Origin of the sequence: Dactylosporangium sp. NPDC000244 (genome assembly GCF_040300725.1) — a bacterium.
Classification (GTDB): Bacteria; Actinomycetota; Actinomycetes; order Mycobacteriales; family Micromonosporaceae; genus Dactylosporangium.
This window is the reverse complement of record NZ_JBEPEH010000042.1, coordinates 54,017-78,231: the sequence shown is the minus strand read 5'-3', so window position 1 is coordinate 78,231 and position 24,215 is coordinate 54,017. Positions and strand designations below refer to the sequence as shown.

Here is a 24,215-nt window from a genome sequence, read left to right as displayed (position 1 = left end):
GAGGAGCCACCCCGTGCCCAACGCCATCGACTTCACGTTCTCCGATCTCATCGCGGGCTACGTCATCAGCTACGACGACACCAGCCGCACCATCGAGCTGAACACCTCCGACGGGCGCCCGTACCGGATCACGCTCACCGACACCACGACGGCCGAGATGGTGCGCAACCTCGGTGACGGCTACCTCGACGCCACGGCCCAGCTCGGGAAGATGCTGCAGCACGGGCGCCTGGTGCACATCTACGGGATCTTCTACCCGCAGCAGGAGCACACGGCGTTCGAGGCCAAGCACGTGCTCATGTTCGGCAAGGAGCCCGACGAGTTCCGGTTCGAGGCGCCCGGCTGGTGGGTCGACCAGATCGCGCGGATCGCCGACTTCTACCTCGACGAGGAGTTCGGCCCGGGCGCGACCGCGTTCGACTACCGCGCCTACCGCACCGACCTGTCGATGGAGGGCGCGAAGACCGGGGTCGCGCGCCAGGAGACCGACACCGTCTCGCGGCTCGTCTACGGGCTGGCCACCGCGCACCTCATGACGGGGCGGGAGCGGTACCTGCGGGCGGCGGTCGCGGGCGCCAACTACATGATCGACAACCTGTGCAGCATCGACCGGAGCCAGCAGATCGCGTACTGGTACCACGCGCTCGTCATCAACCCCGACGGCACCGAGCGCAAGGTCTTCGCCTCCGAGTCCGGCGACGACTTCGACGCGATCCCGTGCTACGAGCAGATCTACGCCCTCGCCGGCATCACGCAGGTGTACCGCATCACCGGCGACCCGCGCCTGCGCGAGATCATCGACCTGACCGTGAACCTGTTCCAGCACTACTTCAAGGACCCCGAGCGAGGCGGGTACTACTCGCACATCGACCCGGTCACGTTCGACCCGCACAGCCCGTCCCTCGACGACGGCACCCGCACCAACGCCGACCGCAAGAACTGGAACTCGATCGGCGACCACATCCCGGCGTACCTCATCAACCTCTACCTGGCCACGGGGGAGCGCCGCTACGCCGACGAGCTCGCCGAGCTGTGCGACATCATCACCGCGCACTTCCAGGACTACGACAGCAGCCCGTTCGTGCAGGAGAAGTTCCACGGCGACTGGAGCCACGACCGCGAGTACGGCCAGCAGCTCGACCGGGCCATCGTCGGGCACAACCTGAAGATCGCGTGGAACCTGACCCGGGTCAACAACCTGCGCCCGAACGCCGACTGGGTCGCCTTCGCCCGGCGCATCGCCGACCTCATGCCCGCCGTCGGCATGGACCGCCAGCGCGGCGGCTGGTACGACATGGTCGAGCGGCACACCGCGCCCGGCGAAAACGTCCACCGGCTCGTCTGGCACGACCGCAAGGCCTGGTGGCAGCAGGAGCAGGGCATCCTCGCCTACCAGATCCTCGACGCGGTCTTCGCGCACCCGTTCTACAGCAAGTACGCCCGGGAGAGCTCCGCCTTCTACAACGGCTGGATGCTCGACACCACGGCCGGCGGCGTGTACTTCAACGTGCTCGCCAACGGCAACCCGTTCATGCTCGGCGGGGAGCGCAGCAAGGGCTCGCACTCGATGGCGATGTACCACAGCGCCGAGCTGTGCTACCTCTCCGCCGTCTACCAGAACCTGGAGACCGAGGGCCAGCCGCTGGAGCTGTACTTCGCGCCGCGGCCGGGCGCGTTCGGCGGGACCCTGCGCGTCGCGCCCGACCTGCTGCCGCCCAGGGCGGTGCGCATCGCGCAGGTGTGGGTCGACGGCCACGAGCACGCCGACTTCGACGCCGGCGCGATGACGGTGAACCTGCCGCACAGCACCGAGCCGCAGACGGTGCGCGTGCGCCTGACCGGCCGGACGGTCGCGTTCAGCGCCGACACGCTGCGCATCGGCGACGGTACCGCGAAGATCAGTCTCGCCGGGTCCCTCACCCCGCCGCGAATGGAGGTGCTGCGCTCGGCCCTGGACGGCGCGCTCGACCACGGCTGCCGGCGGCTCGAGCTCGACGCGGCCGAGCTGGTGTACCTCGACCCGGAGGCGACCCGCTACCTCGCGATGCTCAAGCAGCAGCGCGAGGTCGAGCTGCGCGTCACCGGCGCGGCCGGGCAGGTCGAGCGGGAGCTGCGCGACAGCCGGCTCGACCAGGAGCTTGTCCGGTGAGGCTCGCCGGCCACCGCATCGCGGTCCTCATCGAGAGCGACTTCTACGAGCACGAGATCTGGTACTACTCCTACCGCTTCCCGGAGGAGGGTGCGGAGGTGCACTTCCTCAGCCGCCTGTGGGGCCGGCCGCGGCTGACGTTCACCGGGCACGAGTACAAGGCGCCGTTCGTGTGCGAACGGTCCTTCGAGGACCTCGACGACGCGGCGCTGCGCGGCTACTCGGCGGTCATCGTGCCCAGCGCGTTCGTCTCCGACCGGCTGCGCTACAGCGAGGACCTGCACGACCTGCCACCGGCGACGCGCTTCCTGCAGCGGGCCTTCGCCGAGCCCACGATCGTCAAGGGCGTCATCTGCCACGGCCTGTGGCTGCTCTCGCGGACCCCGGAGCTCGTCCGTGGCCGCGAGGTGACGTGCCATCCCAACCTGTACGGCGACGTGCTCAACATGGGCGCGCGCTACGTCGACCGGGACGTCGTCGTCGACGGCGACCTCGTCACCGGGCGCACCGGCGCACAGGCCGGCCTCTTCGCCCGGGCCGTCATCGACCGGGTCGCGGCCGCGGTCCCGGCGCCGGTGTGAGGGGGAGGATCATGACCAAGCAAGCGGCGGAGCGGCTCATCGAACCGTTCTACGACCTGTTCCGCAGCAAGCGGCGGGACTGGGACGCCGGGTTCGCCGTCCTGGCCGACGACTGGCGCTCGTACTACACCAACGGGCGCTACCGCACCAAGGCCGAGACGCGGCCGTACATCGAGGGCCTCTTCGACCTGGTGCCCGACATCAACGTGGAGATCCTCCACCTCAGCGCCGACGGCGTCTACATCGCCGTGCGCAGCGAGCTGTCGGGCACCCCGGCCGGCGACTTCATGGTCCCGCACACCGGGCGCTCGTTCAGCATCATGACCATCGACGTGCACGAGATCGGCGACGACGGGCGGCTGTCGGTCCTGCACCACCTCGAGGACTGGGGCGCCGCGATCCGCCAGTTGCAGGGTTCGGACTCGTCGCAGGAGGAACAGTGAGAATTCTCGTCATCGCCTCGAACTACGGCGTGTGGGCCGAGGAGCTGCAGGGTCCCTGGGACGCGCTCAAGGAGGCCGGGCACGACCTCACGCTGGCCACCTATCTCGGCAAGACCCCGCTGCCCGGCGTCATCAGCATGGACCCGCAGTTCGTCGACCCGATGCAGAAGGTGAAGATGAACCCGCCGGAGCTGCTGGCGCGGGTCAACCAGATCCTCGACACGGGCGAGTGGGCGGACCCGATCCGCACCCGCGACGCCGACATGGGCGACTACGACGCGCTCGTCATCGTCGGCGGGGCCGGGTCCGCGCTGGACGTCGCCGGCAACGGGCTCGTGCACCGGCTCGTGCTCGACGCGTACCGGTCCGGCAAGACGATCGGCGCGCTCTGCTACGCCGTCGCCGCGCTCGCCTTCACCCGGGACCCGGACGACGGCATGCGCTCCGTGATCCACGGCCGGCACGTCACCGCGCACCCGCACGCCTGGGACTTCGTCGAGGATCTGGAGTACGACGTGGTCCGCGCGACCCCGGACAACCCGCGGCTGCAGCTCAAGACGAGCGGGTTCGTGTTCCCGTTGCAGTACATGGTGCAGGACGCGGTCGGCCCGGACGGGACGGTCGCCTCGGACCCGAGGACCTCCCGCGAGCACCCCAGCGTCGTGCACGACCATCCCTTCGTCACCGGGCTCTCGGTCGAGTCGGCGCAGGCGTTCGGCGCCAAGCTCGTCGAGGTCCTGGCCAGGAATCCGGTGAGCGCCCATGCCTGAGCTACCCGATCCGTCGACGTCGTCCTTCGTGCGCGACAACCTCACGGTCCACACGTTCACGGCGCCCGACGAGTTCCTCGCCAACTCGACCCATGTGCTCGAGACCGCCGGCGCGCTGGTGGTCATCGACGGGCAGTTCGTCGCGCCCTACGCGATCGCCTTCCGGCGCTTCGTGGACGCGCTGAACAAGCCGATCCGCAAGCTGTACCTCAGCCACGCCCACGTCGACCACTGGTTCGGCCTCAGCACCGCCTTCCCCGACGTGCCCGTCTGGGCCGCCGAGGCGACGATCGAGGAGCTACGCCACACCGGGGAGGCGCAGCGGGCGGAGCGGCAGGCGCAGTACGGCCCGTTCGTCCCCGACGCCGTCGTGATGCCGCAGCACGTGGCCGAGCCCGGCTTCGACACCGTCGACGGGGTCGACTACCGCATCGACGTCGTGCGCGACGCCGAGTGCTCGGCCCAGCTGGTGCTGACCCTGCCCGGGCACGGCGTCACGATCGCGCAGGACCTCGTCTACAGCGGCACGCACGTGTACGTCACCCGCGCCGCCGCCAACACCGTCGCGCTACTGCGGGTCATGGCCACGTCCGGCTCCGACGTGTTCCTCGCCGGGCACGGCCCCGTCGCCGACGCCGCCGAGGTGCTGCACAACGCCGACTACCTCGCCTTCGCCGAGCAGCGCCTGGCCCACGACGACCCGGCCGCCTTCCGCGAGGCGCTGGTGGCCGCCTACCCGCAGCGGCGCTGCCCGCAGCTGCTGGACATCTTCATCCCGCGCCTGTTCGAGTCGTCCACCGTGGAGGTCAACCCGTGAGCAAGAACGTGCTGTGCGTCGTGTCCGAGCACGGGTTCTGGGCGCAGGAGCTGCTGCTGCCCGTCGACCGGCTCGAGGCGGCCGGGATCAGCGTGCACTTCGCCACCCCGACCGGCGCGCAGCCGCTGCCGGACGGCGGGAGCCTCGACAGCTCCTATGTGGACCCGCCGCTCGGCCGGCCGGTCACCTCGCCCGAGATGGGGGAGCGGGCCCGGACCACGGACTGGGAGACGTACTTCAAGGACCGCCAGAGCCTCGCCGAGCTACTGCCCGTCCGGCCGTACCTGAGCTCGGGAAGCTACATCGCGGCGATGGAGGAGTACTACGACCGGAGGCAGGCGGCCTGGGACGCGATCGTGCCCCGCTACGACGCCCTGCTCCTCGTCGGCGGCAGCGGCCCCATCGTCGACATGGTGAACAACCCGCGCGTGCACGACCTCGTGCTCGGCTTCCACGCGGCCGGCAAGCTCATCGCCGCCGAGTGCTACGCGGTGACCTGCCTGGCCATGGCCCGCGAGCTCGACGACCGGCGCCCGATCATCGAGGGGCGGCACGTCACCGGGCACACCATGGAGTACGACTACACCGCGGGCTGGGCCGTGAGCGCCAACGGGGCGCCGCTGGTGTTCGAGGCGCCGCCGTTCTCGCTGGAGTACATCCTGCGCGACGCGGTCGGGCCGCACGGGCGCTTCCACGGCAACGTCGGGCACCGGCTCTCCGTGATCCTCGACCACCCGTTCCTGACCAGCCGCTCGGTGGGCGAGAGCGACCTGTGCGGCTCCGTGATGGTGCGGGCGCTGACGGAGGACCTGCGGGTGTACGGCTTCGCCGATGCTCTCGTCTGAGCGCTCCCTCGCCGCGGCGCTTTCGTCTGAGCGCTCCCTGAGCGCGGCGCTTTCGTCTGAGCGCTCCCTGAGCGCGGTGCTTTCGTCTGAGCGCTCCCTGAGCGCTCTGAAGGCGCTGGAGCTGCTCGGCGCCCGCACGCCGCACCCCGACCAGGTGCGGGCCGAGGTGCTCGCGCTGTGGCCGGCCGGGGGTCCGGTGCTGGCCCTGGCCGGGGCGGTGCTGCGGCTGAACATGGTCGGCGGGGCCGGGGACATGCTGGGCCCGACCCTCACGGAGATGGCCTCGCGGGCGGCGACCCGCGAGGAGCACTTCATGACGATCGCGGTCGCCGACGAGTGCTCCTGGCCGGACAGATCCACAGTGGACGGCTCGATCGCGTTCTTCCGGGCCATGGAGCGCGAGGACGGCACCTTCGGCCCGGACCCGCTCGACAACGCCATCGCCGCGAGCGCCCTGCTGCGCATCGGGTGCTCGCTGCGTGATCCGTCCACTGTGGGCAAGCTGCTGCTGGATGCGCTCGATGGCGATCTCTGGCTGCGGTACTGCGCGATGCGGGCCCTGTCCCTGCTGCGCATGACCCCGATGCCGGTCGCCGTGCCCGTCGACGACGGCATGTCCGCCGACGAGCTCTACCAGCGGCTCAGCATCACCGAATGGCTGACCGGCCCCGTCTTCGCCGCGGCCCGGGCCGGCGACCTCGACGCCCTCGCCCGCCACCTGCGCGGCGGCGGCGACCCGGACCTGCGCGACCCGCGGGGCTGGACGCTGCTGTGCGCGGCGGCGGTGCGCGGGCAGGCCGCCGCGGTCCGGATGCTGCTGGACGCCGGCGCCGACCCCGGCGTGCGGGTCGCCGACGCCGACGCGCTGCCGGTCTTCTGGGCCGCCCAGCACGGCGACCTCGCCACCGTGCGGGCGCTGCTGGAGCGCCACCCCGAGCACGTCCACGCCACCAGCGCGGTCAACGGCCACACCGTGCTGCTGCAGGCGGTCTTCTTCGGCAGCGCCCGGCACCGCGACCTCGTCGCCTGGCTGCTCGAGACCTTCGATCCCGCGGCGCTGCTCGTGGCCTGCAACGTCCGCGGCTACACGGCCCGCACGATGGCCCAGCTGTGGCACAACGAGCCCATCCTGGCCCTGCTGCCCGACCTGCCGCTCGCCGAGGAGCAGGCCGCCTACCGCGCCCGGCTCCTCGCCTCGATCGCCGGCGAGCCGGACCCGCCCCTCGACGCGCTCGTCGCCGCCCTCGCCGACCCGCGCGACGAGGCCCGCATCGCCGCCTGCCTCGCGGCGCCCGGCCTCGACCTGAACCGCCAGGGCGGCCCGCTCGGCCAGACCCCGATCATCGCCGCGGTCACCGGCACCGACCCCGACGAGGAGACCGCCGCCGCCCGGCTGCGCGTGGTGCGCGACCTGCTGGCCCGCGGCGCGGACCCCGATCGGCCCGAGCGGCACCCGATGGCCGTCGACGCCGTCATCCGGGCCGCCGTACTCAACCACTTCGCCTGCCTGCGGGCGATCGCCGAGCACATGCCGCCGCTCGCCTTCGCCGCCGCCCTCAACGAGCGTCCGGCGATCAACGGCCAGACGGCCCTGGACGACACCGTGCACCGCGCGCTCACCGCCCCGCCGTCCACCGTGGACAGCCACCTCGAGCAGATCCGCTGGGCCGTCGCGCACGGGGCCCGCGCCGACATCCCCGACCACACCGGCGTCACCCCGCTCGGCCGGGCCACGGCGGCGCTCGCCGACCCGGTGCTCAAGCCGCACGCGGCCGCCGTCCTCGCCGCCCTCAGCGCACCCGCCGATCCGTCTCGGGGTGCTCACTCAGGGTAATCGGGTCGGCGGGGCGGCGGTCGGGTCCGATAGCATCGATGTGTGCCGAGACACGGGGAGGTCGGCATGACATCACCCATCGATCCAGCGCATCTGATTCCAGAACCGCCCGGACCGCAGCCGCCGCCGGGTTTTGTTCCGTCGGCCTTCGGCGCGGCGCGCTACTGTGCGTTGTCGCGGCCGAGCCCGGGCTGGTGACCAAGGTCCAGGCCTACGCCCGCACCCGGCTCACCGCCGGCGGGTTCGCCCGCGCGGAGCGCAGACCCGAGCCGGTCGACGCGTCGTCGCGGGGCGGCGTATAGGTTGGCGGAGGTCGTACGGGACCGAACGATGCCTCCACGCGCGGCGCGGCCCGAACCGTGCACATCCGGGACGGGTGCCGCGCGCCGCGCCGGGTATGGGGGCACGAGCCGTGCGGGGTTCCGTGTCGGCGCGGGAGCATGAGGGCTTCGGAGGGCACATGTCGTACCGCTGGGAGATCTGGACCGACGGGCCGTCTCGGTTATCGACGGCGGCCGAGGGGGCCGGCCGCCTGCTCGAGACCATGCGCGCCCTGGCCGCCGTGTTCCCGGGGGAGGCCGACACCGTGCGGATGACCGCCGGCGGCGGCCAGCTGCCCGTGGCGGACGACGCGACCGCCGAGGGGCTGCGGGAAGCCCTCGCCGCCAGCGGCAACACCGGCGTCGAGGTCCTCGGGCTCGGCCGCGGGCGGCTCTGGATCACGTGGCGCGACCCCGATCCGGGGCGGGCCGGGGCGCGGGCGGAGCTGCGGATCGGGACCAAGCCGCTGATGAACCCGGCCCTGGAGGAGCGGCTGCCCGGCGTCGCCGCGCTCGTCGCCGAGGCCGGGCGGATCTGGGCGGCCGACTACGCCTGGATCGACCTCGTGCACGTGCGGCAGGACTGGAACCACTGGCGCCGCGGGCTGCCGGTGTTCTCCCTGGCGACCTGGCTGCGGGACACGGCCGCGCGGGTGGACACCGCCGGGCTCGACGTAGACACCACCGACGTCGGCGGCGGGCGGCTCGTCACGCTGCGGGTGCCGCCGGCCGCGGTCGGCAACGACGAGGACGGGGCGGTGAGCGGCGGGCGGGCCCTGGTCCGCGCCCTGGCCGCCCGGACGGTGCTGGCCGACGGGCGCCGGCTGCTCGAGGCCAACCCCGCCCTCGCCGACTGAGCACCGGCACACGCCACCGCCGCCCGTCCGTCGCTGCCAAATCGCTGCCGCTCGTCCGCCCGTCCGCCGCCCGACTGCCCGGTGGTCGCCGCTCGTCTGCCGCCACTCGTCCGCCGTTCGGCCGCCGCCACTCGTCCCCGCCGCCGCGGTCCGGCCGCCGTCGCTGTCCGTCTGACGCGCCGGGCCATCGCAACTGGTTCGCCGCGGTCCGGCCGCCGTCGCTGTCCGTCCGACGGGCCCGGCCATCGCAACTCGTTCGCCGCCGTCCGCCGTCCGCCGTCCGCCGTCCGCCGTCCGCCGTCCGCCGTCCGCCGTCCGCCGGGGTCGGGGAGTGCCGACGCCGCTTCGGAAGCCGGCGCGGGGCCCGGCGCGGACCCGCGTTCGCGTGCCGAGCGGTGCGGTGCCGCGCGGCGGCGTGTGCGCCACGGCGCCGGCAACGGTCGTACCGCACCTGCGCGGCGCGATCGGCCCCGCCGTGGTCGCGGACCGTATCGGCGCCCTGCCGTGCGAGTGATTTCCGGCGCACCCTATCCTGAGACCATGGTCGATATATGGGTCAGCCTTGTCTGAGGTGTCGGCCGCGTGCATCTCGTGTGTGGACACGATCGTCGCCATCGTGCGCAAGGTCACCCCGCCCGAGGCCGTCCGCTCGGTGCTGCTGGCCGAGGTCGACGACCACTACACCGGCGCGCGCATGGAGTTTCACTCGGCGACCGGGCCGCTGGACAGCAGCGGCTGGGTGGCGTTCGCCGATCCGTGGACCGACGAGCTGAGCGACACGCTGCTCGCGCTGCGCGCCGCGATGGTCGCCCGGGGCAGCCCGTCGCGGTTCGGCCTGACCTTCACGGTCGAGGGGGACGGGGGGTTCGACGTCAGCGTGACGTACGAGATGCCTCCGGATCTTCCGTGGATCCACTGACCGGTGCGGCGAAGAACGCGGCGAGCGGCTCCACGATCGAGTCCGGCGCCCGGTTGATGCCGTCGTGCCCGCTGCGCGCGACGGGCAGCACGCGCGCGTGCGGCAGGGCGTCGGCGAGGGCCGCGTTGAGCTGGACGTAGTAGGGCGGGCCGGCGGCCCCGTAGGCCAGCAGCACCTCGGCCCGCACCGCGGCCCAGCGCGTGGCCGGCCCGCCGGCGAGGCGGATCTGGTTCGACTCGTCGAGCGTCGTGGCCAGCAGCCCGCCCATCATCCGCCCGATCGAGGTGCGCAGGAACAGCCGGCAGATCGCGATCTGCATCCCCAGCGGCAGCCGGGACGTCCCCGAGTGCGTGTTGATCCCGGCGCTGGTGAGCGCCATGGCCCGCGCGGTCTGCCCGGCCCGGGCCGCGGCCATCGCCGCGTCGAGCCATGCGGCCGGGAACATGCCGTCGATGTTGACGGCGGCGTCGTAGAGCGCGAGCCGCCGGATGGGCAGCCGGAGCGCGGCCTGAAGCGCGATGAACCCGCCGGAGCTGTGCCCGATGACGTTGCCCGCCCCCGTATGTGCGAGCACCGCCCCGAGGTCGTCGATGTCCTGCTCGAACGTGTAGGGCTCCCGGCGCGGCCCGGCGTCCTCCCGCCCGCGCCGGTTGTAGCGGTGCACGGTGAACCGGTCGGCGAGCTTGTTCGCCAGCCGCTGGTAGATCCCGATCGTGACCCCGCCGCCGTGCACCACGACGATGCCGGGCCCGCTGCCAACACTGTGCACCACGATGTCCGCCCCGTCGGGCGCGACGATCCGCTGCTCCATGCCTCCCCCTCGCGTACGGCAACTGCGAACGATGTTAGCAGTTTAGCGGGCCGCGAGACCAGGGCCGCCGGGCCGGTGCCCGGCCCGGCGGGCATGACGGGTCAGCGGATGACGCGGCAGACCAGGGCGTCCGACGCGCCGCGGGACGCGCTCATCACCACGTCCGGCGTCAGGTACTTGCACGCCAGGTACGGGTCGCCGCTGCCCACGTACTGCAGCGGGCTCGAGCCCGTGTAGCAGCGCAGCCCGCTGCTCTCGTAGAAGCCGATCCATGCCGTGGAGTAGCGCGAGTGGCAGTAGTCGCCGATGGACAGCGGGCCGAAGGGGATGTCGACGGTGGCGGCCTGCGCGGGGGCGGCGAAGGCGACGGTGGCGGCGCCCGCGAGGACGGTGCCGGCGGCGAGGGTCAGGAGACGGCGCATCTTCATGGCGGGAATTCTCGGCAGAACAAGTGGCACCCATCAATGGCTGCCGAGCCGTCATATGCAAAAGAGGAGCACATATCGCTCCTCCATTCTTAACGTATACCGCAGGTGGGGGCTTGCGGCAAGGCCCCGGTCGGGGCGCAGAATCGGCGGTCTCGTGCCAATAAGGGGGAATTCGCGCATGACCGAAGTGTTCGCGCTGTCCGAGCCGGCCAAGGACGATCCGGCGCTCGTCGCCGCCGACGAGAAGCACTTCGCGGCCATCGCCGCGCGGCTCGGGCAGGTGACCGCGGAGCTCGAGGCGCGGCTCGACGCCGAGCGCCGGGCGCCCGGAGGGATCGGGCAGGCCGCGATGGACCGGGACCAAGAGGTGTACCGCCTGACCGCCCGCCTGCGCACCCTGCGCCGCTACAGCCTGGACCTGTGCCTGGGCCGGATGGTCGCCGAGGACGGCGGCGAGCCGGTCTACGTCGGCCGGCTCGGGCTCACCGGCGCCGACGGCGGGCGGCTCCTGCTCGACTGGCGCTCGCCGGCCGCGGAGCCGTTCTTCGGCGCGACCCACGCCAACCCGATGGGCCTGGCGAGCCGCCGCCGGTACCGCTGGACCCGCGGCCGCATCACCGACTACTGGGACGAGGTGTTCACCGCCGCCGGGCTCGAGGGCCACGCCGCGCTCGACGACCAGTCCGCGTTCATCGCGAGCCTCGGCGGCGACCGCTCGGCCCGGATGCGCGACGTGCTCGGCACCATCCAGGCCGACCAGGACGCCATCATCCGGGCCGGCTCCGGCGGGGCCCTCGTCGTCGACGGCGGGCCGGGCACCGGCAAGACCGTCGTCGCGCTGCACCGCACCGCCTACCTGCTCTACGCCGACCCGCGGCTCGGGCACCGCCGCGGCGGCGTGCTCTTCGTCGGGCCGCATCAGCCGTACCTCGCGTACGTCTCCGATGTGCTGCCGAGCCTCGGCGAGGAGGGGGTGCAGACGTGCACGGTGCGCGACCTCGTGGCCGAGGGCGAGGCGGCCGCGGCCGAGCCGGACCCGCGGGTGGCCCGGCTCAAGTCCTCGGCGCGGATGGTCCACGCGATCGAGGAGGCGGTGCGCTTCTACGAGCGGCCGCCCACCAAGCCGACGCTCGTGGCGACCGAGGACGCCGACCTGCGCGTCACCGCCGAGGACTGGGCCGAGGCGTTCCTGGCGGCGGAGCCGGGCATCCCGCACAACGAGGCCCGCGACCTGGTCTGGGCCGAGCTCGTCGAGATCCTGGCCGACCGGCACGAGGCCGACCCGCGGGAGCTGCGCCGCAACCGGGACCTGGGCTCGGCGTTCGGCCGCGCGTGGCCCCTGCTGGAGGCGGCGGACCTGGTCGGGGACCTTTATTCGGTACCGGCCTATCTGCGCAAATGCGCGCCGTGGCTGAGCGACGAGGAGGTACGGCTGCTGCGGCGATCGGAACCGTCGGCGTGGACGGTCTCGGACCTGCCGCTGCTCGACGCCGCCCGGCAGCGCCTCGGCGACCCGGACGCGGTGCGGCGCCGGCACCGGCAGTCCGCGGAGGCGGCCGTCGAGCGGGAGCGCATGCGCGAGGTCGTGGACGACATCGTGGCCGTCGCCGACGACGAGTACGGTGCCGGGCTGGTCTCGATGCTGCGCGTCGAGGACTTCCACGATGCCCTCGTCGACGAGGCGGCGCTCACGCGGGTGGACCCGGACTCGCTGGCCGGCCCGTTCGCGCACATCGTGGTCGACGAGGCCCAGGAGCTCACCGACGCCGAGTGGCAGATGCTGCTGCTGCGCTGCCCGTCGCGCAGCTTCACCATCGTGGGGGACCGGGCCCAGGCGCGGCACGGGTTCACCGAGTCGTGGCGGGAACGGCTCGAGCGGGCCGGGTTCGACCGGATCGAGCTCGCGTCGCTGACCGTCAACTACCGCACGCCGGCCGAGATCATGGCCGAGGCGGAGCCGGTGATCCGGGCCGCGCTGCCCGACGCGAACGTGCCGGTGTCGATCCGCCAGGGCGGGGTGCCGGTCGCGTACGGTACCGCGGCCGAACTGCCGTCCATCGTGGACGAGTGGCTCGCCGGGCACGCCGGGGGCGAGGGCGTCGCGTGCGTCATCGGCGCCCCGGGGTTCCCGGGCACGGACCGGGTGCGCTCGCTCACCCCGGAGCTGTCCAAGGGGCTCGAGTTCGACCTGGTCGTGCTCGTCGACCCGCAGGCGTTCGGCGAGGGCGTCGAGGGGGCGGTCGACCGGTACGTCGCGATGACCCGCGCCACCCAGCGGCTCGTCATCCTGACGAGCTGAGCGGCTGCGCCCCGAGCGCCAGCACCAGGCCGTCGTCGTGGTGCTTGACGTCCTCGGGCCAGTCCAGGTCCGCGGACGCGACGAGCTCGGCGCAGGCCCGGTCGGACCAGTGCAGCACCCCGCGGATCGGCAGGCAGCCGGTGAGCCGTCCGGTCCGCGGGTCCTCGGCCATCGGCCAGCCCCGGGTGCGCAGGTGCGCCGCGACCGTCGCGGCGATCTCGTCCGGGGACTGGCCGGTCTCGCTCCAGAACTCGATCAGCTCGGTGCACACGCCGGTGCCGGTCCGGCAGTCGACGTCGACCCGCCGGTCTTGCAGGGCCGCGGGGAACGGCACCAGGTCGTTGCGGTCGATGTCCACGTCACCGGAGCCGGGGCGCTGCCCGCCGGGGCCGCCCGCGACGATCCCGGCCAGGCACAGCAGCACGACGGCGCCGCCCGCGCCCGCGAGCAGGACCGTCTTGCGCCGCTCGGGATCGGCCGCGACCACCCGGGCGGCGAACGCGGCGATCCAGGCGACGAGGGCCAGCGCGAGGTACGGCAGCAGCCAGTCGGTCTGCGGCGGGCGCAGCGAGTCCGGGCGCTCGGTGGAGAACAGGACGAGTCCGGCGAACGCCACCAGCAGTGCCCCGGTCACGGCCGCCCCCGAGCGCCACGCCGGGGCGATGAGCGCGGCGATGATCGGCGGCACCACGAGGAACAATGCGGTGGTGAACCACTCGCCGACGGGCCCGGCGGTGAACCAGGCGGTCCACAGCGCGGTGGCGAGCGAGACGGCGGCGGCGCCCCGGCGCCAGTGACGAGCGAGCACGGCGCATTGGATCACCCGGCCCGGGGCGACGCCAGAGGAATTTGGTGCCGGAAGAAATTCGGGCCCGGCGTGCAACCCGGTGGAGGGCCGCGACCGTGAGTAGCGCATGACGGATCGGGACACGGCATTCGCCGAGTACTTCGCCGCGCGGTCGGACGCGATGCGCGGCACGGCGTTTCTGCTGTGCGGCGACTGGCACCGGGCCGAGGACCTCACCCAGACGGCGTTCACGAAGCTGTACCTCGCCTGGAACCGGGTCTCGCGGCACGAGGTGCTCGACGGGTACCTGCGGCGCACGCTCGTGCGCACGTACCTCGACGAGCGGCGGCTCGGCTGGTGGCGGCGCGTGCGCACCAGCGACACGCCGCCGGAGCCGCCGACCGTGGACACCGGGCCCGAGGAGCGGGTCGCGGTGCTGGCCGCCCTGAGCGCGGTACCGGCCCGGCAGCGCGCCGTGCTGATCCTGCGCTACTGGGAGGACCTCTCCGTCGAGGAGACCGCCGAGCTGCTCGGCTGCTCGGCGGGCACGGTCAAGAGCCAGGCGGCCCGGGGACTGCAGACCCTGCGCGCCCGGCTGAGCCCGACGTTCACCACCGACTGACCACCGCTGCGACGAAAGAGCGCGAACATCATGGACGAACTGGAGTTCCGGGCCTCGCTGCGCGACGCCCTCGACCACACCACCGCGCCGCCGAGCATGCCGCCGGGCGGTGCCCTGCAGGCCGGCCGCCGCGCGGCCCGGCGCCGCACGCTCGCCACCGGGGCCGCCGGGGCCGGCGTGCTCGCCATCGTCACCGCGCTCGGCCTGGTGGTGGCCACCGCCGGCTCGGGCGCCCAGCAGGCCGCCGGCCCCGGCGCCCCGAGCCCCGTCCCGCTGGCCAGCGGCAACGGCCCCAGCGCGAACGGCACCCCCAGCCCGGTGCCGATCGGGATCGGCGGGGAGACCAAGCCCGTCTGGCCCACCGGCGTGGACGGCTCGCCGCAGGGCGACCGCACCGCCCGGGCCGGCCGCAAGGCCGACGCCGCGAAGGCCCTCGCCGCGCACGTGATCTCGCTGGTGCCGGCCGGCTACACCGCCGTTCCCGACGCGCCGATGAACATCGTGCAGGCCCAGTTCGAGGACAAGGTCGGCGGCCAGGACCGCTGGAGCTACCTGGTCACCCTGGAGATCCGCAAGGGCGCCACCGCCGGGCAGCTGATCGTGGAGGTGTACGAGCCGGGCCTGCGCCCCGGCGCCGGCCTGTGCGACCTGATCTTCTGGTCCGCGCCGGGCACCTGCACGACCGTGCAGTCCGGCGGCCAGACCGTCGCGCTGTCGACCGGCAGCAAGACCGACGACCGGCTCGACAAGTGGTCGACGTACCGCTACCCCGACGGCACGACCGTCTACGTCGCGCAGTCCCGGCAGGGCAACTTCACGCCGGAGAACACCGCCCCGCCGCTGACCGACCTGCCCTTCGACGACCAGCGGCTCGCCGCGCTCGCCCTGGACCAGGCCTTCCACATCGTCGCCTGAGCGCCCGCACCGGAGGCGGCACCCGGGTCGCCCGGCCCGGGTGCCGCCGCCGTATCGTGCCGCCCATGACCGAACCCGTGCAGACCCGCGGCGAGCAGCGCACCGAGCTGCTGGCCGTCGACACCAACCACGACGGCGTCAACGACGTCCTCGCCATCGACACCGACGGCAACGGCAAGGCCGACCTGTTCCAGCTCGACAGCGACGGCGACGGCCAGGTGAACGTCACCATGGTCGACCTGGACGAGGACGGCGTCATGGACACGAAGGTCGACGGCGACGGCGGGCACCCGCTGCCGTAGCCGGTCGCGCCACCCGACCGAGGGCCGCCCCCCGCCGCACCGGAGGCGGCCACCACCTCGGAATCGCCCTCGGCTCCGCGCCGCCGCGCGGCGGCCTTCCCGCCCTGTCGGCCTCGATCGCCTTCGCTTATGTGTTCACACGCAAGTACCGGTTGGCCCGGGCTCGACGTGTACCTGGGGGAGTTCGGCGTTGACGGCCTCCCAGGAGATGTCGCCGGCCGGTAGGTGCCGCGCGTTGGCGCGCGCGGCTGCCGCGGCGACGCGCAGCGACTCCGCTACGTCCACGGCGGTCCCGCGCAGCCGGTGCGCGGCGAAGCCGGCGAGAAACGCGTCGCCGCTGCCGACCGGCAGCGCGCCGGCGATCGGCTCGTGCGTCACGGCGAGCCGGGTGCCGTCGTCGCCGAGGTACCGGGCCCCGGAGGAGCCATCGGTCACCACGACGGCATGAGCCCCCATCGACCGGAGCGCGGCCAGCGGATCGGCCGCACCGTGCGTCGCGGCCGCCGCCTCGTGCGCGTTCACCTTGACCAGCGCCGGCCCGCGCCGCACCGCCTCAATCAGCGCCGGGCCGTCGGAGTCGACGACGACGGCCACCTTCCGGGCCGCCGCGAGATCCACGATCTGGGCCAGCGCGTCGACCGGCAGTCCCGGGGGCACCCGCCCGGACACCGCGACCAGGTCGCCCGGCTCGAGCGCGGTGATCTCGCCGGCCAGCACGTCGCGCAGGACGGGCCAGACGGTCGGCGGTACGGGCGGGACCGGCTCGTACACCTCGGTCAGCACGCCGGCGTCGTCGAGCAGGCACAGGCACTGCCGGGTCTCGGCGCCGCTGTCGACGAACCGCACGTCCAGTTCGCCGGCGAGCGCCCGTACCGTGCGGCCGGTCTCGCCACCGACCAGGGACACCGACCGGACCCGCACGCCGAGCCCGGCCGCCGCGCGGGCCGCGTTGAGGCCCTTGCCTCCGGCCTGGACCAGGATCTCGCGGGGCCGGTTGATCGCGCCGAGCCGCGTCTGCGGCAGCCACGCGTACCGGTCCAGTGACGTCGCCAGGCCGACGACGAGCAGGCGGCTCACCCGGCGAGCAGGGCGGGGTCGGGCACCACGGTCATCGGACCCTCGGTGCGGATCGCGGCGGCGGCGACGCGGACACCGGCCCGGGCCGCCGCGACCGGGTCGGCGCCGGCGAGGGCCGCGGCGATGAAGCCCGCCGCGAATGCGTCGCCCGCCCCGTCGGTGTCGACCGGCTCCCCGGCCAGGGCGGGGACGTGGGTCGTGCCGGAGGCCCCGGCCACCGATGCGCCGCCCGCCCCGTATGTCGTGCATACGGTCGCGCCGGCCGCGACGAGGGCCCCGGCGTCGACGCCGAGCGCCTCCAACTCGCCTTCGCTGGGCAGCAGCACGTGCGCGAGCCGCAGCGCGTCGACGAGCGCCGCCCGCGAGGCGGGGTCGAGCGCCTCCGGTCGCACGTTGGGGTCGACGGAGATCCGCGCGCCGGCCGCGTGGGCCCGGGCCAGGGCCGTCAGCGCGGTGCTGGCCAGCGGCTCGCCGAAGATCAGCGCCGAGCCGGACAGGTGCAACCAGGCCGCCCGCTCTGGCAGATCGGCGAGGTCCGCGACGGTGACCCGGGCGGCGGCCGTGCCCGCCACCCGGAAGTCGAACTCGCGGTGCTCGCCACGGTACGTGATGTAGGCCGTGGCGGTCGGCGCGTCGTCGCTGACCGCCAGCCGGTCGATGGCGACGTGGCCGGCCGCGAGGCCGTCGGCCATCACCTTGCCCAGAGGGTCGCGGCCGACGCCGCCGACGAAGCTCACCGGCACGCCGAGCCGCCCGGCCACGTACGCGGCGATCGCCGGCGAGCCGCTGGCCCACGGCCCGGTGTAGGGCGCGTCCGAGTCGGCCGTGACGTCGCGCTGGTACGCGACGATGGCCTCGCCCACGATCAGCAGCATGGGTTCATCCTCAACGCCCGGCCGTGTCCGTGTCCACGGGGTGGCCGCCGTGCACGATCGTCCGCAGCCCGGCCAGGACGGCCTCGGGGCGCTCGGCGCGGAACACCCGGCGGCCGAACATCACGCCCGCGGCGCCGGCGGCCATCGAGTCGGCGGCGAGCCGCATCGTGTCGCTCTCGTCGTCGCCGCCGGGGCCGCCGGCGACCAGGATCGGTGCGTAGCAGCTCTCCGCGACCGGCGCGAACGCCTCGACTGAGCCGTTCCAGACCGCCTTGACCAGGTCGGCGCCGATGTCGGCGGAGATCCGGCAGTACAGCGAGAGAACATCGGTCCCGAGCGCCTCGGCGCCCTCCGCCTCGAGCGCCGAGCGCGGCTCGATGATCACCGCGACGCCGACCCGCGCCGCGTCCCGGACGATGCGGGCGTTGCGCTCGATCTCGGCGCGTTCCAGCCGGCTGTCGCGCTGGCCGATGTAGAGGTATGTCATGACGGCGTCGACCCCGGCGGCGGCGACCTCGTCGAGCGTCGCCAGCTGGGCGAGCACGCCCTCGCTGCGCCCGTCCTGGCCCGGTGTGTAGATACGGCGGCCGTGATTCTTCCAGTCGAGATGGAGCACGAGGGCCGGCCGGTCACGGCCGACGAAGGTGTCCTCGACCAGCGGGAGCATGCCCGGCGTCACCATCACGCCGTCGGCGGTGGCGAGCCTGGCGAACACCGACTCGATCTCGCCGCGGGTCCGCAGCCCGGCCGGCGGCCCGCTCATCACGCCGTGCGAGGCGGCCACGACGATTGCCTTGCCGGTGCTCGGGTCCAGCAGCCGGCCGAGCCTGATCCTCTTGCCCGTACGGGAATCCATGTCTTGCCTCTCTTGAGTGGCCCGGGCGGCTCCGGCCGCCCGGGCAGGGTGCTCACGCCGCGGGGCAGGTGAAGCTGTAGAGGTACTTCTGCACCTCGGGCGAGTTGAGGTTGTCCTTGGTCGCCACGACCGCGCCGGTCGAGATCTTCTTGGTGACGGGCTTGCCGGTGAGCGCGTTGATCGCCTGTTCGCCGGCGCTCACACCTTCGTCGTACGGCTTGAGCACGACCTGCGCCGCGACCTCACCGTCCTGGATCTGCTTGACGCCGGGCGGGTTGGCGTCGAAGCCGACGATGGTGACGTTGTTGTCCTTTCTCGCCCGCAGCGCCGCGACCGCGCCCTCGGTGTTGAACGCGGCGGTGGAGAAGATGCCGACCAGGTCGGGGTGCGCGGCGACGGTCGAGGAGACGATCGAGGACGCGGTCTGCACGCTGTTGTTGGAGTACTGCTGGCCGAGGTCCTTGAGCGCGGGCGTGGCCTTGAGGCCCTCGGCGAAGCCCTTGAACCGGTCGTCCGTGGTGGTGACCCCGGCCGAGAGGTTCACCGTGAGCACCGAGCCGGACTTGCCGCCGAGCAGTTCGATCAGCTTCGCGGCGGCGGTCTTGCCGGCCTCGATGTTGTCGGAGCTGACCTCCGCCTCGGCGATCGACGGGTCCTCCAGCGTGGTGTCGACCAGGACCACCTTGATGCCCTGCGTGGTGGCCTGCTTGAGCGGCGCGTAGAGGGCCTTGCTGTCGGTCGGCGCGATGATGATGACGTCCGGCTTCTTGGCGATGACCGCCTGCAGGATCGGGATCTGGTCGGTCGGGCTGAACGTCTTGGGCGCCTGCACGTCGACGGTGGAGCCGGTGGCCTTGGCCGCGGCCTGGACGCCGCAGGCGACTGAACCGTAGTAGGCGTCGTTGGCGACGCCGGGGATCAGCGCGATCTTGAAGGCGCCGGTCTTGCCGTCGCCGCCGCCGTTGCCGGAGTCGGCTCCGCAGGCGGCCAGGGAGGTCAGGAGCAGTGCAGCGGCGGCGGTTGCGCTCCATCGAAGCATACGCATAGGGGTGTCCTTTCGACCGAGGGGCTAGCGTTTGGTGCGGGAGCGGCGGCGGAGTTGGTCGAGGTAGACCGCGACGACCAGCACGACGCCGACGGTGAAGTCCCGCCAGAAAGAGTTGAGGCCGACGATGACCAGGCCGTTGGCGAGGACGGCGGGGATCATGGTGCCGACCAGGGTTCCCCACATCGTGCCGATGCCGCCGAAGAGGCTGGTGCCGCCGATGACGACCGCGGCGATCACCGCGAGGTTGTCGGTGCTGTGCCCACTGAGCGTGGTGGAGCCGAACTCGGCGTAGCTCATGATTCCGGCGAGGCCGGACAGCAGGCCGGCCAGGGCGTAGACGCTGATGAGGTGGCGGTCGACGTTGATGCCGGCGCGGCGGGCGGCCTCGAGGTTCGAGCCGATCGCGTAGGTGCGCCGGCCGTACCGCGTGAAGGCGAGGACGCCGCCGCCGGCCAGTGCCACGAGCAGCGCCACGATGACCAGCCAGGGCAGCCCGAGGAGCCGGCCGACGCCGAGGGTGTCGATGAGCTCGTTGGGGATGTCCTTGAGATCGTTGCCGTCCGCGACGATCTGGGCCAGGCCCTGCGCGGCGCCGAACGAGCCGAGGGTGGCGATCAGCGGCGGTACCCGCAGCTTGGTGATGACGATGCCGTTGATCGCGCCCCAGAGCGCGCCGGCGAACAGCGAGACGGCGATGCCGGCGATGCTCGCGGCCCAGCCGTGCGGGCCCATCGCGACCATGACCTTGCCCGCGATGACGCCGGAGAAGACGAGCACCGAGCCGACCGACAGGTCGACGCCGCCGGCGACCAGGACGAATGTCGCGCCGGCCGCCATCACGATCAGCAGGGACGCGTTGATCAGCACGTTGATGAGGTTGGCGCTGGTCAGGAACGCGCCCGGGTTGAGAGCGCCGAAGATGACCACGATGACCAGCAGGATCGCGGTGATGTCCGTGGCCGAGCCGAGCAGCAGCCGGCGGCCGCGGCCGCGGACCGGCGATCCGGCCGGCGCCTCGGTTGTGGTGCCCGTCGTGGTCATGCTGCGTCCTCGCTCGTGAAGGCGCCGGTCATCGCGGCGACGACCTGCTGCTCGTTGGTGTCCCTGGTGACGAGCCGCGCGACGCGCCGCCCGAGCCGGAGCACCTCGATGCGGTCGGAGACGGCCATCACGTCGGGCAGGCTGTGGCTGATCAGCACCACGCCTCGGCCGGAGTCGCGGACCTGGCGGATCAGGTCGAGCACGGCGCGGGTCTGCGGCACCCCGAGCGCCGCCGTCGGCTCGTCCATGAGCACCAGCTGGTCGGCCCACGTGACCGCCCGGGCCACCGCGACGCTCTGCTGCTGACCCCCGGAAAGCGTGGCAACGGGCGCCGCCGGGTCCTTGATGTTCACCTTGAGCTCGGCGAGCACCTCGCGGGTCCGGTCGGCCATGCGGCGCTTGGCGAGCACGCCGAGCCGGCCGAGCACCCCCCGGGCGAGCTCTTCGCGGCCGAGGAAGAGGTTGGCCGCGGTGTCCAGGTCCGGGGCCAGCGCGAGGTCCTGGTACACGGTCTCGATGCCGAGGCCGTGGATCTGGCTCGGTGTGAGCCCGGCGATGGACCGGCCGCGGAACAAGATCTCGCCCTCGTCGGGTGCGTGCACGCCGCAGATCGTCTTGACCAGCGTGCTCTTGCCGGCCCCGTTGTCTCCCATCAGCGCCACCACCTCGCCCGCGTTCACCGAGAAGCTGGCGCCGCGCAGGGCCTCCACGGCGCCGAACCGTTTCCTGATCCCGCGTGCCTCGAGCAGTGGGGTTGCTGTCACCGCTTCTCACCTTCCCGTCTGGGAGCCGGGCCGTCGGACCATCGGCGAAAATTCAGAAATCTGTTTGTTGAGCCGAGGCTAGGAGCGATGATCGGAGCGTGTCAAGCACGAGATTGCACCTCGCCCAGTCCTTGACAGTTCAGTTTTTTGAGGATTGAGTGAGCGCATGTCCGACCCATCGAGCCACCCCCTTTCCCCAGTGATCGACGCGCTGCGCCGGTCACTCGGCCCCGACGCGGTCCGCATCGACGACGCCGATCTCGATGCCCGCAGCCACGACACCTGGCCGGTCGCGACGGTCTGGGCGAAGCTCGGCCGCCATCCGTACCGGCCGGACGCCGTGGTGCTCGCCCGCGGCCTGTCCGACGTCGTCGAGACGCTGCGCATCGCCGCCGCGACCGGCACACCGGTCACCGCGTGGGGCCTGGGGTCCTCGGTGACCGGCCAGCCGCTGCCGGTGCGCGGCGGCATCGTGCTGGATCTGTCCGGGTACGTCACCGAGCCGGAGCTCAACGAGACCGACCGGACGGTGACGGTCGCAGCCGGGCTGCGCGGCAGCGACCTCGAGGCCTGGCTCAACGAGCGCGGCCGCACCCTGAACCACTTCCCGCAGTCGCTCGGCCGCTCCACCGTCGGCGGCTGGGTCGCCACCCGTGCCACCGGCCAGTTCTCCTCCCGCTACGGCGGCATCGAGCAGCTGCTCGTGGGCTGTCAGGTGGTGCTCGCCGACGGGACCGTCGCGGACCTCGGCCAGCGCCCGCGCTCCGCCACCGGGCCCGATCTCAAGCAGCTCTTCATCGGCTCCGAGGGCACCCTGGGCATCGTCACCCGGGTCACGCTCAAGGTGTACGCGCTGCCCGAGCACCGGATCGTCGAGGCGTTCACGCTGCCGGACGTCGAGGCCGGGCTGGCGGCAATGCGACACGTCAGCCAGGCGGGCCTTCGGCCGTTCCTGGTCCGTTTCTACGATCGGGACGAGGCGGCACACGCGGTGCCCGGCATGCCGGCCCCCGGACCGGTATTGTTCCTTGGGCATGAAGGCATGACCGCCGTCGCCGTCGCCGAGCACGCCGCTGCTACGACGATCGTCGAGTCGCTGGGAGGGACGAGCATGGGGGCGGCACCGGTCAACGCCTGGCTCGAGCGCCGCTTCGACTTCTCCACCGTGGAGCGCCTGCTCGCCGAGCACGGCGGATACGCGGAGACGGTCGAGGTGGCCAACGTCTGGAGTCGTCTCGCGCCGATGTACGCCGAACTGAAGCACGAGCTGGCGCCACTGGCCGGCGAGGTCCTCGGGCACTTCTCCCACGTCTACGAGCAGGGATCGTCGCTGTACGTCATCCTGCTCGGCCGTGCGCCCGACGACGAGACCGCGCTGAGCCGGCTGCAGGAGATCTGGGCGCGCGCCATGAAGGTCGTCGTCGCCCACGACGGCGAAATCTCCCACCACCACGGCGGTGGCCTGGCCCGTCAGGCCTGGGTCGAGGAGTCGCTCGGCACCGGCTTCCCGGTGCTGCGCAGGCTGAAGGAGAGCCTCGACCGCGCGCAGCTGCTCAACCCCGGCAAACTCGGATTCGGACCGCGGCCTTGACGTCCTCGAAACCCGACGTCCGCGCCTACGTCGCCCGGTTACTGCTGACCCGGGAGGTCGGCCAGCGCATCCCGACCGTGCAGGAGATGCAGGCCAGCACCGGCGCCGGCACCGGCACCGTGGTCAAGGCGCTGCGCACCCTGCAGGACACCGGTGCGGTCACACTGACCGCCCGCGGACACCAGGGCACCGTCGTGGTCAGCCGCGACGTCGGGCAGCTGTGGAACACGGCCGGGCTCGGCAACTTCCGCATGGTCCTGCCGCCGCAGGGGCCGCTGGAGCAACAGGGCATCCTCGACGTCCTCCAGGACGCCCTGCACGCGGTGGGCGTCTCCGTCGTCGTCAGCTTCCGGCCCGGCGCGCTCACCCGGCTCGAGGACGTCTACCACGAGCGGGTCCACGCCACCGTCACGTCGGCCGGCGCGCTGGCCCGGCACCGGGAGAACCTGCCAGGCCTGACCGGCCTCGACCTCGGCCCGGGGACCTTCTACTCCAACGGCTCGCTCGTCGTCGTCGAGCACGCCACCCGCGCGCCGCGCACACCGCTGCGGGTGGGCATCGACCGCAACTCGTACGACCACCAGCGGCTCAGCGAGGCCGAGTTCCGCGATCGGCAGCCCGAATACGTCGAGTGCCCGTTCGTCCTCGCACCGGCGGCCGTCCTGGCCGGCGACGTGGACGCAGCCGTCTGGCACTCCATGCCGACGGTGATCCCGCCGGAGCTCGCTGGGCTGCGGCTCGGCCCGCTCGCCACGACGGCCGGCCGTGAGGTGGTCCGCCAGATCTCACCCGCGGCGATCGTGACCCGCGGCCTCGACCCCGGCGTCAACGCCCTGCTCCGCCACGTGCGGCCGCCCGACGTCGCCGCCAGGCAGAACAAGATGCTCAAGGCCGCCGCGAGCGACGGCTACCTCGGAAGCTTGCGCCTGCACTGAACGCTCCGCGAGCCAGATGAAGGTGGCCGACTCAGCCGGACTACCGGCATGCGCGTGGATCTCGTTGAAGGTCACCCGGGAATTGGCCGACGTGGAGGGGTGCCGGCCGCACGACGTCGTCGCCCTCGGCGTCGCCCCGGGCGGCACCACGCGCAGCATGCAACTGGCCGTCACGGTCACGGCCGCCGGTGCGAGCGGCACCACGACGCTCGCCACCACCGGTCGCGACCGCAGCGGGCCGCTCGCCACCGCGCTGCTGGCGATCGCCCTCGGTGTCCCGCTGCGCCTCGGCCGCCCGGGCCGCCCGAGGACCTGACGGCGCCGGGCCG

The 24,215-nt window shown here is 72.9% G+C and carries 25 protein-coding genes; 16 read left to right on the top strand and 9 right to left on the bottom strand.

Annotated features, from left to right (window positions below; translation table 11 throughout):
- Nucleotides 1-13: 13 nt before the first annotated feature.
- The 9 genes from ABT369_RS44985 (at nt 14) to ABT369_RS44945 (ending at nt 9,535) form a co-directional block, all read left to right on the top strand.
- Entirely contained in the window at nt 14-2,149 is a 2,136-nt protein-coding gene (locus tag ABT369_RS44985; protein ID WP_350622485.1) for an AGE family epimerase/isomerase, read from the top strand.
- Nucleotides 2,146-2,730 (top strand): DJ-1/PfpI family protein, encoded by a 585-nt coding sequence (locus ABT369_RS44980; RefSeq protein ID WP_350622483.1) that lies wholly within the window; start codon nt 2,146-2,148, stop codon nt 2,728-2,730. The genes ABT369_RS44985 and ABT369_RS44980 overlap by 4 nt, the downstream gene beginning before the upstream one ends.
- Nucleotides 2,731-2,741: 11 nt before the next feature.
- The gene (locus ABT369_RS44975; protein ID WP_350622481.1) at nt 2,742-3,173 is read left to right on the top strand and encodes an ester cyclase; all 432 of its coding nucleotides are present in this window, start codon (nt 2,742-2,744) and stop codon (nt 3,171-3,173) included.
- On the top strand, nt 3,170-3,943 hold the full coding sequence (locus ABT369_RS44970; RefSeq protein ID WP_350622479.1) for a DJ-1/PfpI family protein: 774 nt from the start codon (nt 3,170-3,172) through the stop codon (nt 3,941-3,943). Before ABT369_RS44975 ends, ABT369_RS44970 begins: the two co-directional genes overlap by 4 nt.
- A complete protein-coding gene (locus ABT369_RS44965; protein ID WP_350622477.1) occupies nt 3,936-4,760 on the top strand; it encodes an MBL fold metallo-hydrolase in 825 nt (274 codons plus the stop codon). The genes ABT369_RS44970 and ABT369_RS44965 overlap by 8 nt, the downstream gene beginning before the upstream one ends.
- A complete protein-coding gene (locus tag ABT369_RS44960) occupies nt 4,757-5,605 on the top strand; it encodes a type 1 glutamine amidotransferase domain-containing protein (protein WP_350622475.1) in 849 nt (282 codons plus the stop codon). The genes ABT369_RS44965 and ABT369_RS44960 overlap by 4 nt, the downstream gene beginning before the upstream one ends.
- A 76-nt stretch (nt 5,606-5,681) precedes the next feature.
- Nucleotides 5,682-7,439: an ankyrin repeat domain-containing protein gene (locus ABT369_RS44955; protein WP_350622473.1), complete on the top strand. Its 1,758-nt coding sequence runs from the start codon at nt 5,682-5,684 to the stop codon at nt 7,437-7,439.
- Between the two features lie 460 nt (nt 7,440-7,899).
- A complete protein-coding gene (locus ABT369_RS44950) occupies nt 7,900-8,616 on the top strand; it encodes a hypothetical protein (RefSeq protein WP_350622471.1) in 717 nt (238 codons plus the stop codon).
- Nucleotides 8,617-9,178: 562 nt separating this feature from the next.
- Nucleotides 9,179-9,535, top strand: a complete 357-nt coding sequence (locus ABT369_RS44945) for a hypothetical protein (protein ID WP_350622469.1) — start codon at nt 9,179-9,181, stop codon at nt 9,533-9,535.
- Here the strand turns inward: ABT369_RS44945 and ABT369_RS44940 are convergent.
- Both ABT369_RS44940 and ABT369_RS44935 read right to left on the bottom strand, forming a co-directional pair.
- On the bottom strand, nt 9,489-10,346 hold the full coding sequence (locus ABT369_RS44940; protein WP_350622467.1) for an alpha/beta fold hydrolase: 858 nt from the start codon (nt 10,344-10,346) through the stop codon (nt 9,489-9,491). The two genes, ABT369_RS44945 and ABT369_RS44940, sit on opposite strands and share 47 nt — an antisense overlap.
- A 101-nt stretch (nt 10,347-10,447) precedes the next feature.
- Entirely contained in the window at nt 10,448-10,774 is a 327-nt protein-coding gene (locus ABT369_RS44935) for a hypothetical protein (protein WP_350622465.1), read from the bottom strand.
- Nucleotides 10,775-10,952: 178 nt separating this feature from the next.
- On the opposite strand from ABT369_RS44935, the gene helR reads away from it, so the two are divergent.
- Complete coding sequence (helR, locus tag ABT369_RS44930; RefSeq protein ID WP_350622463.1) at nt 10,953-13,073, top strand: RNA polymerase recycling motor ATPase HelR; 2,121 nt, start codon at nt 10,953-10,955, stop codon at nt 13,071-13,073.
- Here the strand turns inward: helR and ABT369_RS44925 are convergent.
- Nucleotides 13,057-13,881: a hypothetical protein gene (locus ABT369_RS44925; protein WP_350622461.1), complete on the bottom strand. Its 825-nt coding sequence runs from the start codon at nt 13,879-13,881 to the stop codon at nt 13,057-13,059. The two genes, helR and ABT369_RS44925, sit on opposite strands and share 17 nt — an antisense overlap.
- Before the next feature lie 106 nt (nt 13,882-13,987).
- Between ABT369_RS44925 and ABT369_RS44920 the strand changes: the two genes are divergently transcribed.
- The 3 genes from ABT369_RS44920 (at nt 13,988) to ABT369_RS44910 (ending at nt 15,699) form a co-directional block, all read left to right on the top strand.
- Nucleotides 13,988-14,482, top strand: a complete 495-nt coding sequence (locus tag ABT369_RS44920) for a SigE family RNA polymerase sigma factor (protein WP_350622459.1) — start codon at nt 13,988-13,990, stop codon at nt 14,480-14,482.
- Nucleotides 14,483-14,512: 30 nt separating this feature from the next.
- On the top strand, nt 14,513-15,397 hold the full coding sequence (locus ABT369_RS44915) for a hypothetical protein (RefSeq protein ID WP_350622457.1): 885 nt from the start codon (nt 14,513-14,515) through the stop codon (nt 15,395-15,397).
- A 65-nt stretch (nt 15,398-15,462) separates the two neighbouring features.
- Complete coding sequence (locus ABT369_RS44910) at nt 15,463-15,699, top strand: hypothetical protein (protein ID WP_350622455.1); 237 nt, start codon at nt 15,463-15,465, stop codon at nt 15,697-15,699.
- 135 nt (nt 15,700-15,834) lie between these two features.
- Here the strand turns inward: ABT369_RS44910 and ABT369_RS44905 are convergent, their stop codons facing one another.
- Genes ABT369_RS44905 through ABT369_RS44880 form a run of 6 tightly spaced genes read right to left on the bottom strand, consistent with a single transcriptional unit; the run spans nt 15,835 to nt 21,360 of the window.
- A complete protein-coding gene (locus ABT369_RS44905) occupies nt 15,835-16,776 on the bottom strand; it encodes a PfkB family carbohydrate kinase (protein ID WP_350622453.1) in 942 nt (313 codons plus the stop codon).
- Nucleotides 16,773-17,651 carry a carbohydrate kinase family protein gene (locus ABT369_RS44900; RefSeq protein ID WP_350622451.1) on the bottom strand — a complete coding sequence of 293 codons (879 nt, stop codon included), beginning with the start codon at nt 17,649-17,651 and terminating at the stop codon, nt 16,773-16,775. The genes ABT369_RS44905 and ABT369_RS44900 overlap by 4 nt, the downstream gene beginning before the upstream one ends.
- A gap of 10 nt (nt 17,652-17,661) precedes the next feature.
- Nucleotides 17,662-18,507: a class I fructose-bisphosphate aldolase gene (locus ABT369_RS44895; RefSeq protein WP_350622449.1), complete on the bottom strand. Its 846-nt coding sequence runs from the start codon at nt 18,505-18,507 to the stop codon at nt 17,662-17,664.
- A 52-nt stretch (nt 18,508-18,559) separates the two neighbouring features.
- Nucleotides 18,560-19,552, bottom strand: a complete 993-nt coding sequence (locus ABT369_RS44890; protein ID WP_350622447.1) for an ABC transporter substrate-binding protein — start codon at nt 19,550-19,552, stop codon at nt 18,560-18,562.
- 24 nt (nt 19,553-19,576) lie between these two features.
- A complete protein-coding gene (locus ABT369_RS44885) occupies nt 19,577-20,596 on the bottom strand; it encodes an ABC transporter permease (RefSeq protein ID WP_350622445.1) in 1,020 nt (339 codons plus the stop codon).
- Entirely contained in the window at nt 20,593-21,360 is a 768-nt protein-coding gene (locus ABT369_RS44880; RefSeq protein ID WP_350622443.1) for an ATP-binding cassette domain-containing protein, read from the bottom strand. Before ABT369_RS44880 ends, ABT369_RS44885 begins: the two co-directional genes overlap by 4 nt.
- 166 nt (nt 21,361-21,526) lie before the next feature.
- Here ABT369_RS44880 and ABT369_RS44875 point away from each other — a divergent pair, with 166 nt between their 5' ends.
- The 3 genes from ABT369_RS44875 to ABT369_RS44865 all read left to right on the top strand — a co-directional run bounded on the left by ABT369_RS44875 (nt 21,527) and on the right by ABT369_RS44865 (nt 24,202).
- Complete coding sequence (locus tag ABT369_RS44875; RefSeq protein WP_350622441.1) at nt 21,527-22,951, top strand: FAD-binding oxidoreductase; 1,425 nt, start codon at nt 21,527-21,529, stop codon at nt 22,949-22,951.
- Nucleotides 22,948-23,886 carry a YhfZ family protein gene (locus ABT369_RS44870; protein WP_350622439.1) on the top strand — a complete coding sequence of 313 codons (939 nt, stop codon included), beginning with the start codon at nt 22,948-22,950 and terminating at the stop codon, nt 23,884-23,886. Before ABT369_RS44875 ends, ABT369_RS44870 begins: the two co-directional genes overlap by 4 nt.
- An 82-nt stretch (nt 23,887-23,968) precedes the next feature.
- Nucleotides 23,969-24,202 carry a hypothetical protein gene (locus ABT369_RS44865; protein ID WP_350622437.1) on the top strand — a complete coding sequence of 78 codons (234 nt, stop codon included), beginning with the start codon at nt 23,969-23,971 and terminating at the stop codon, nt 24,200-24,202.
- Nucleotides 24,203-24,215 lie beyond the last annotated feature (13 nt).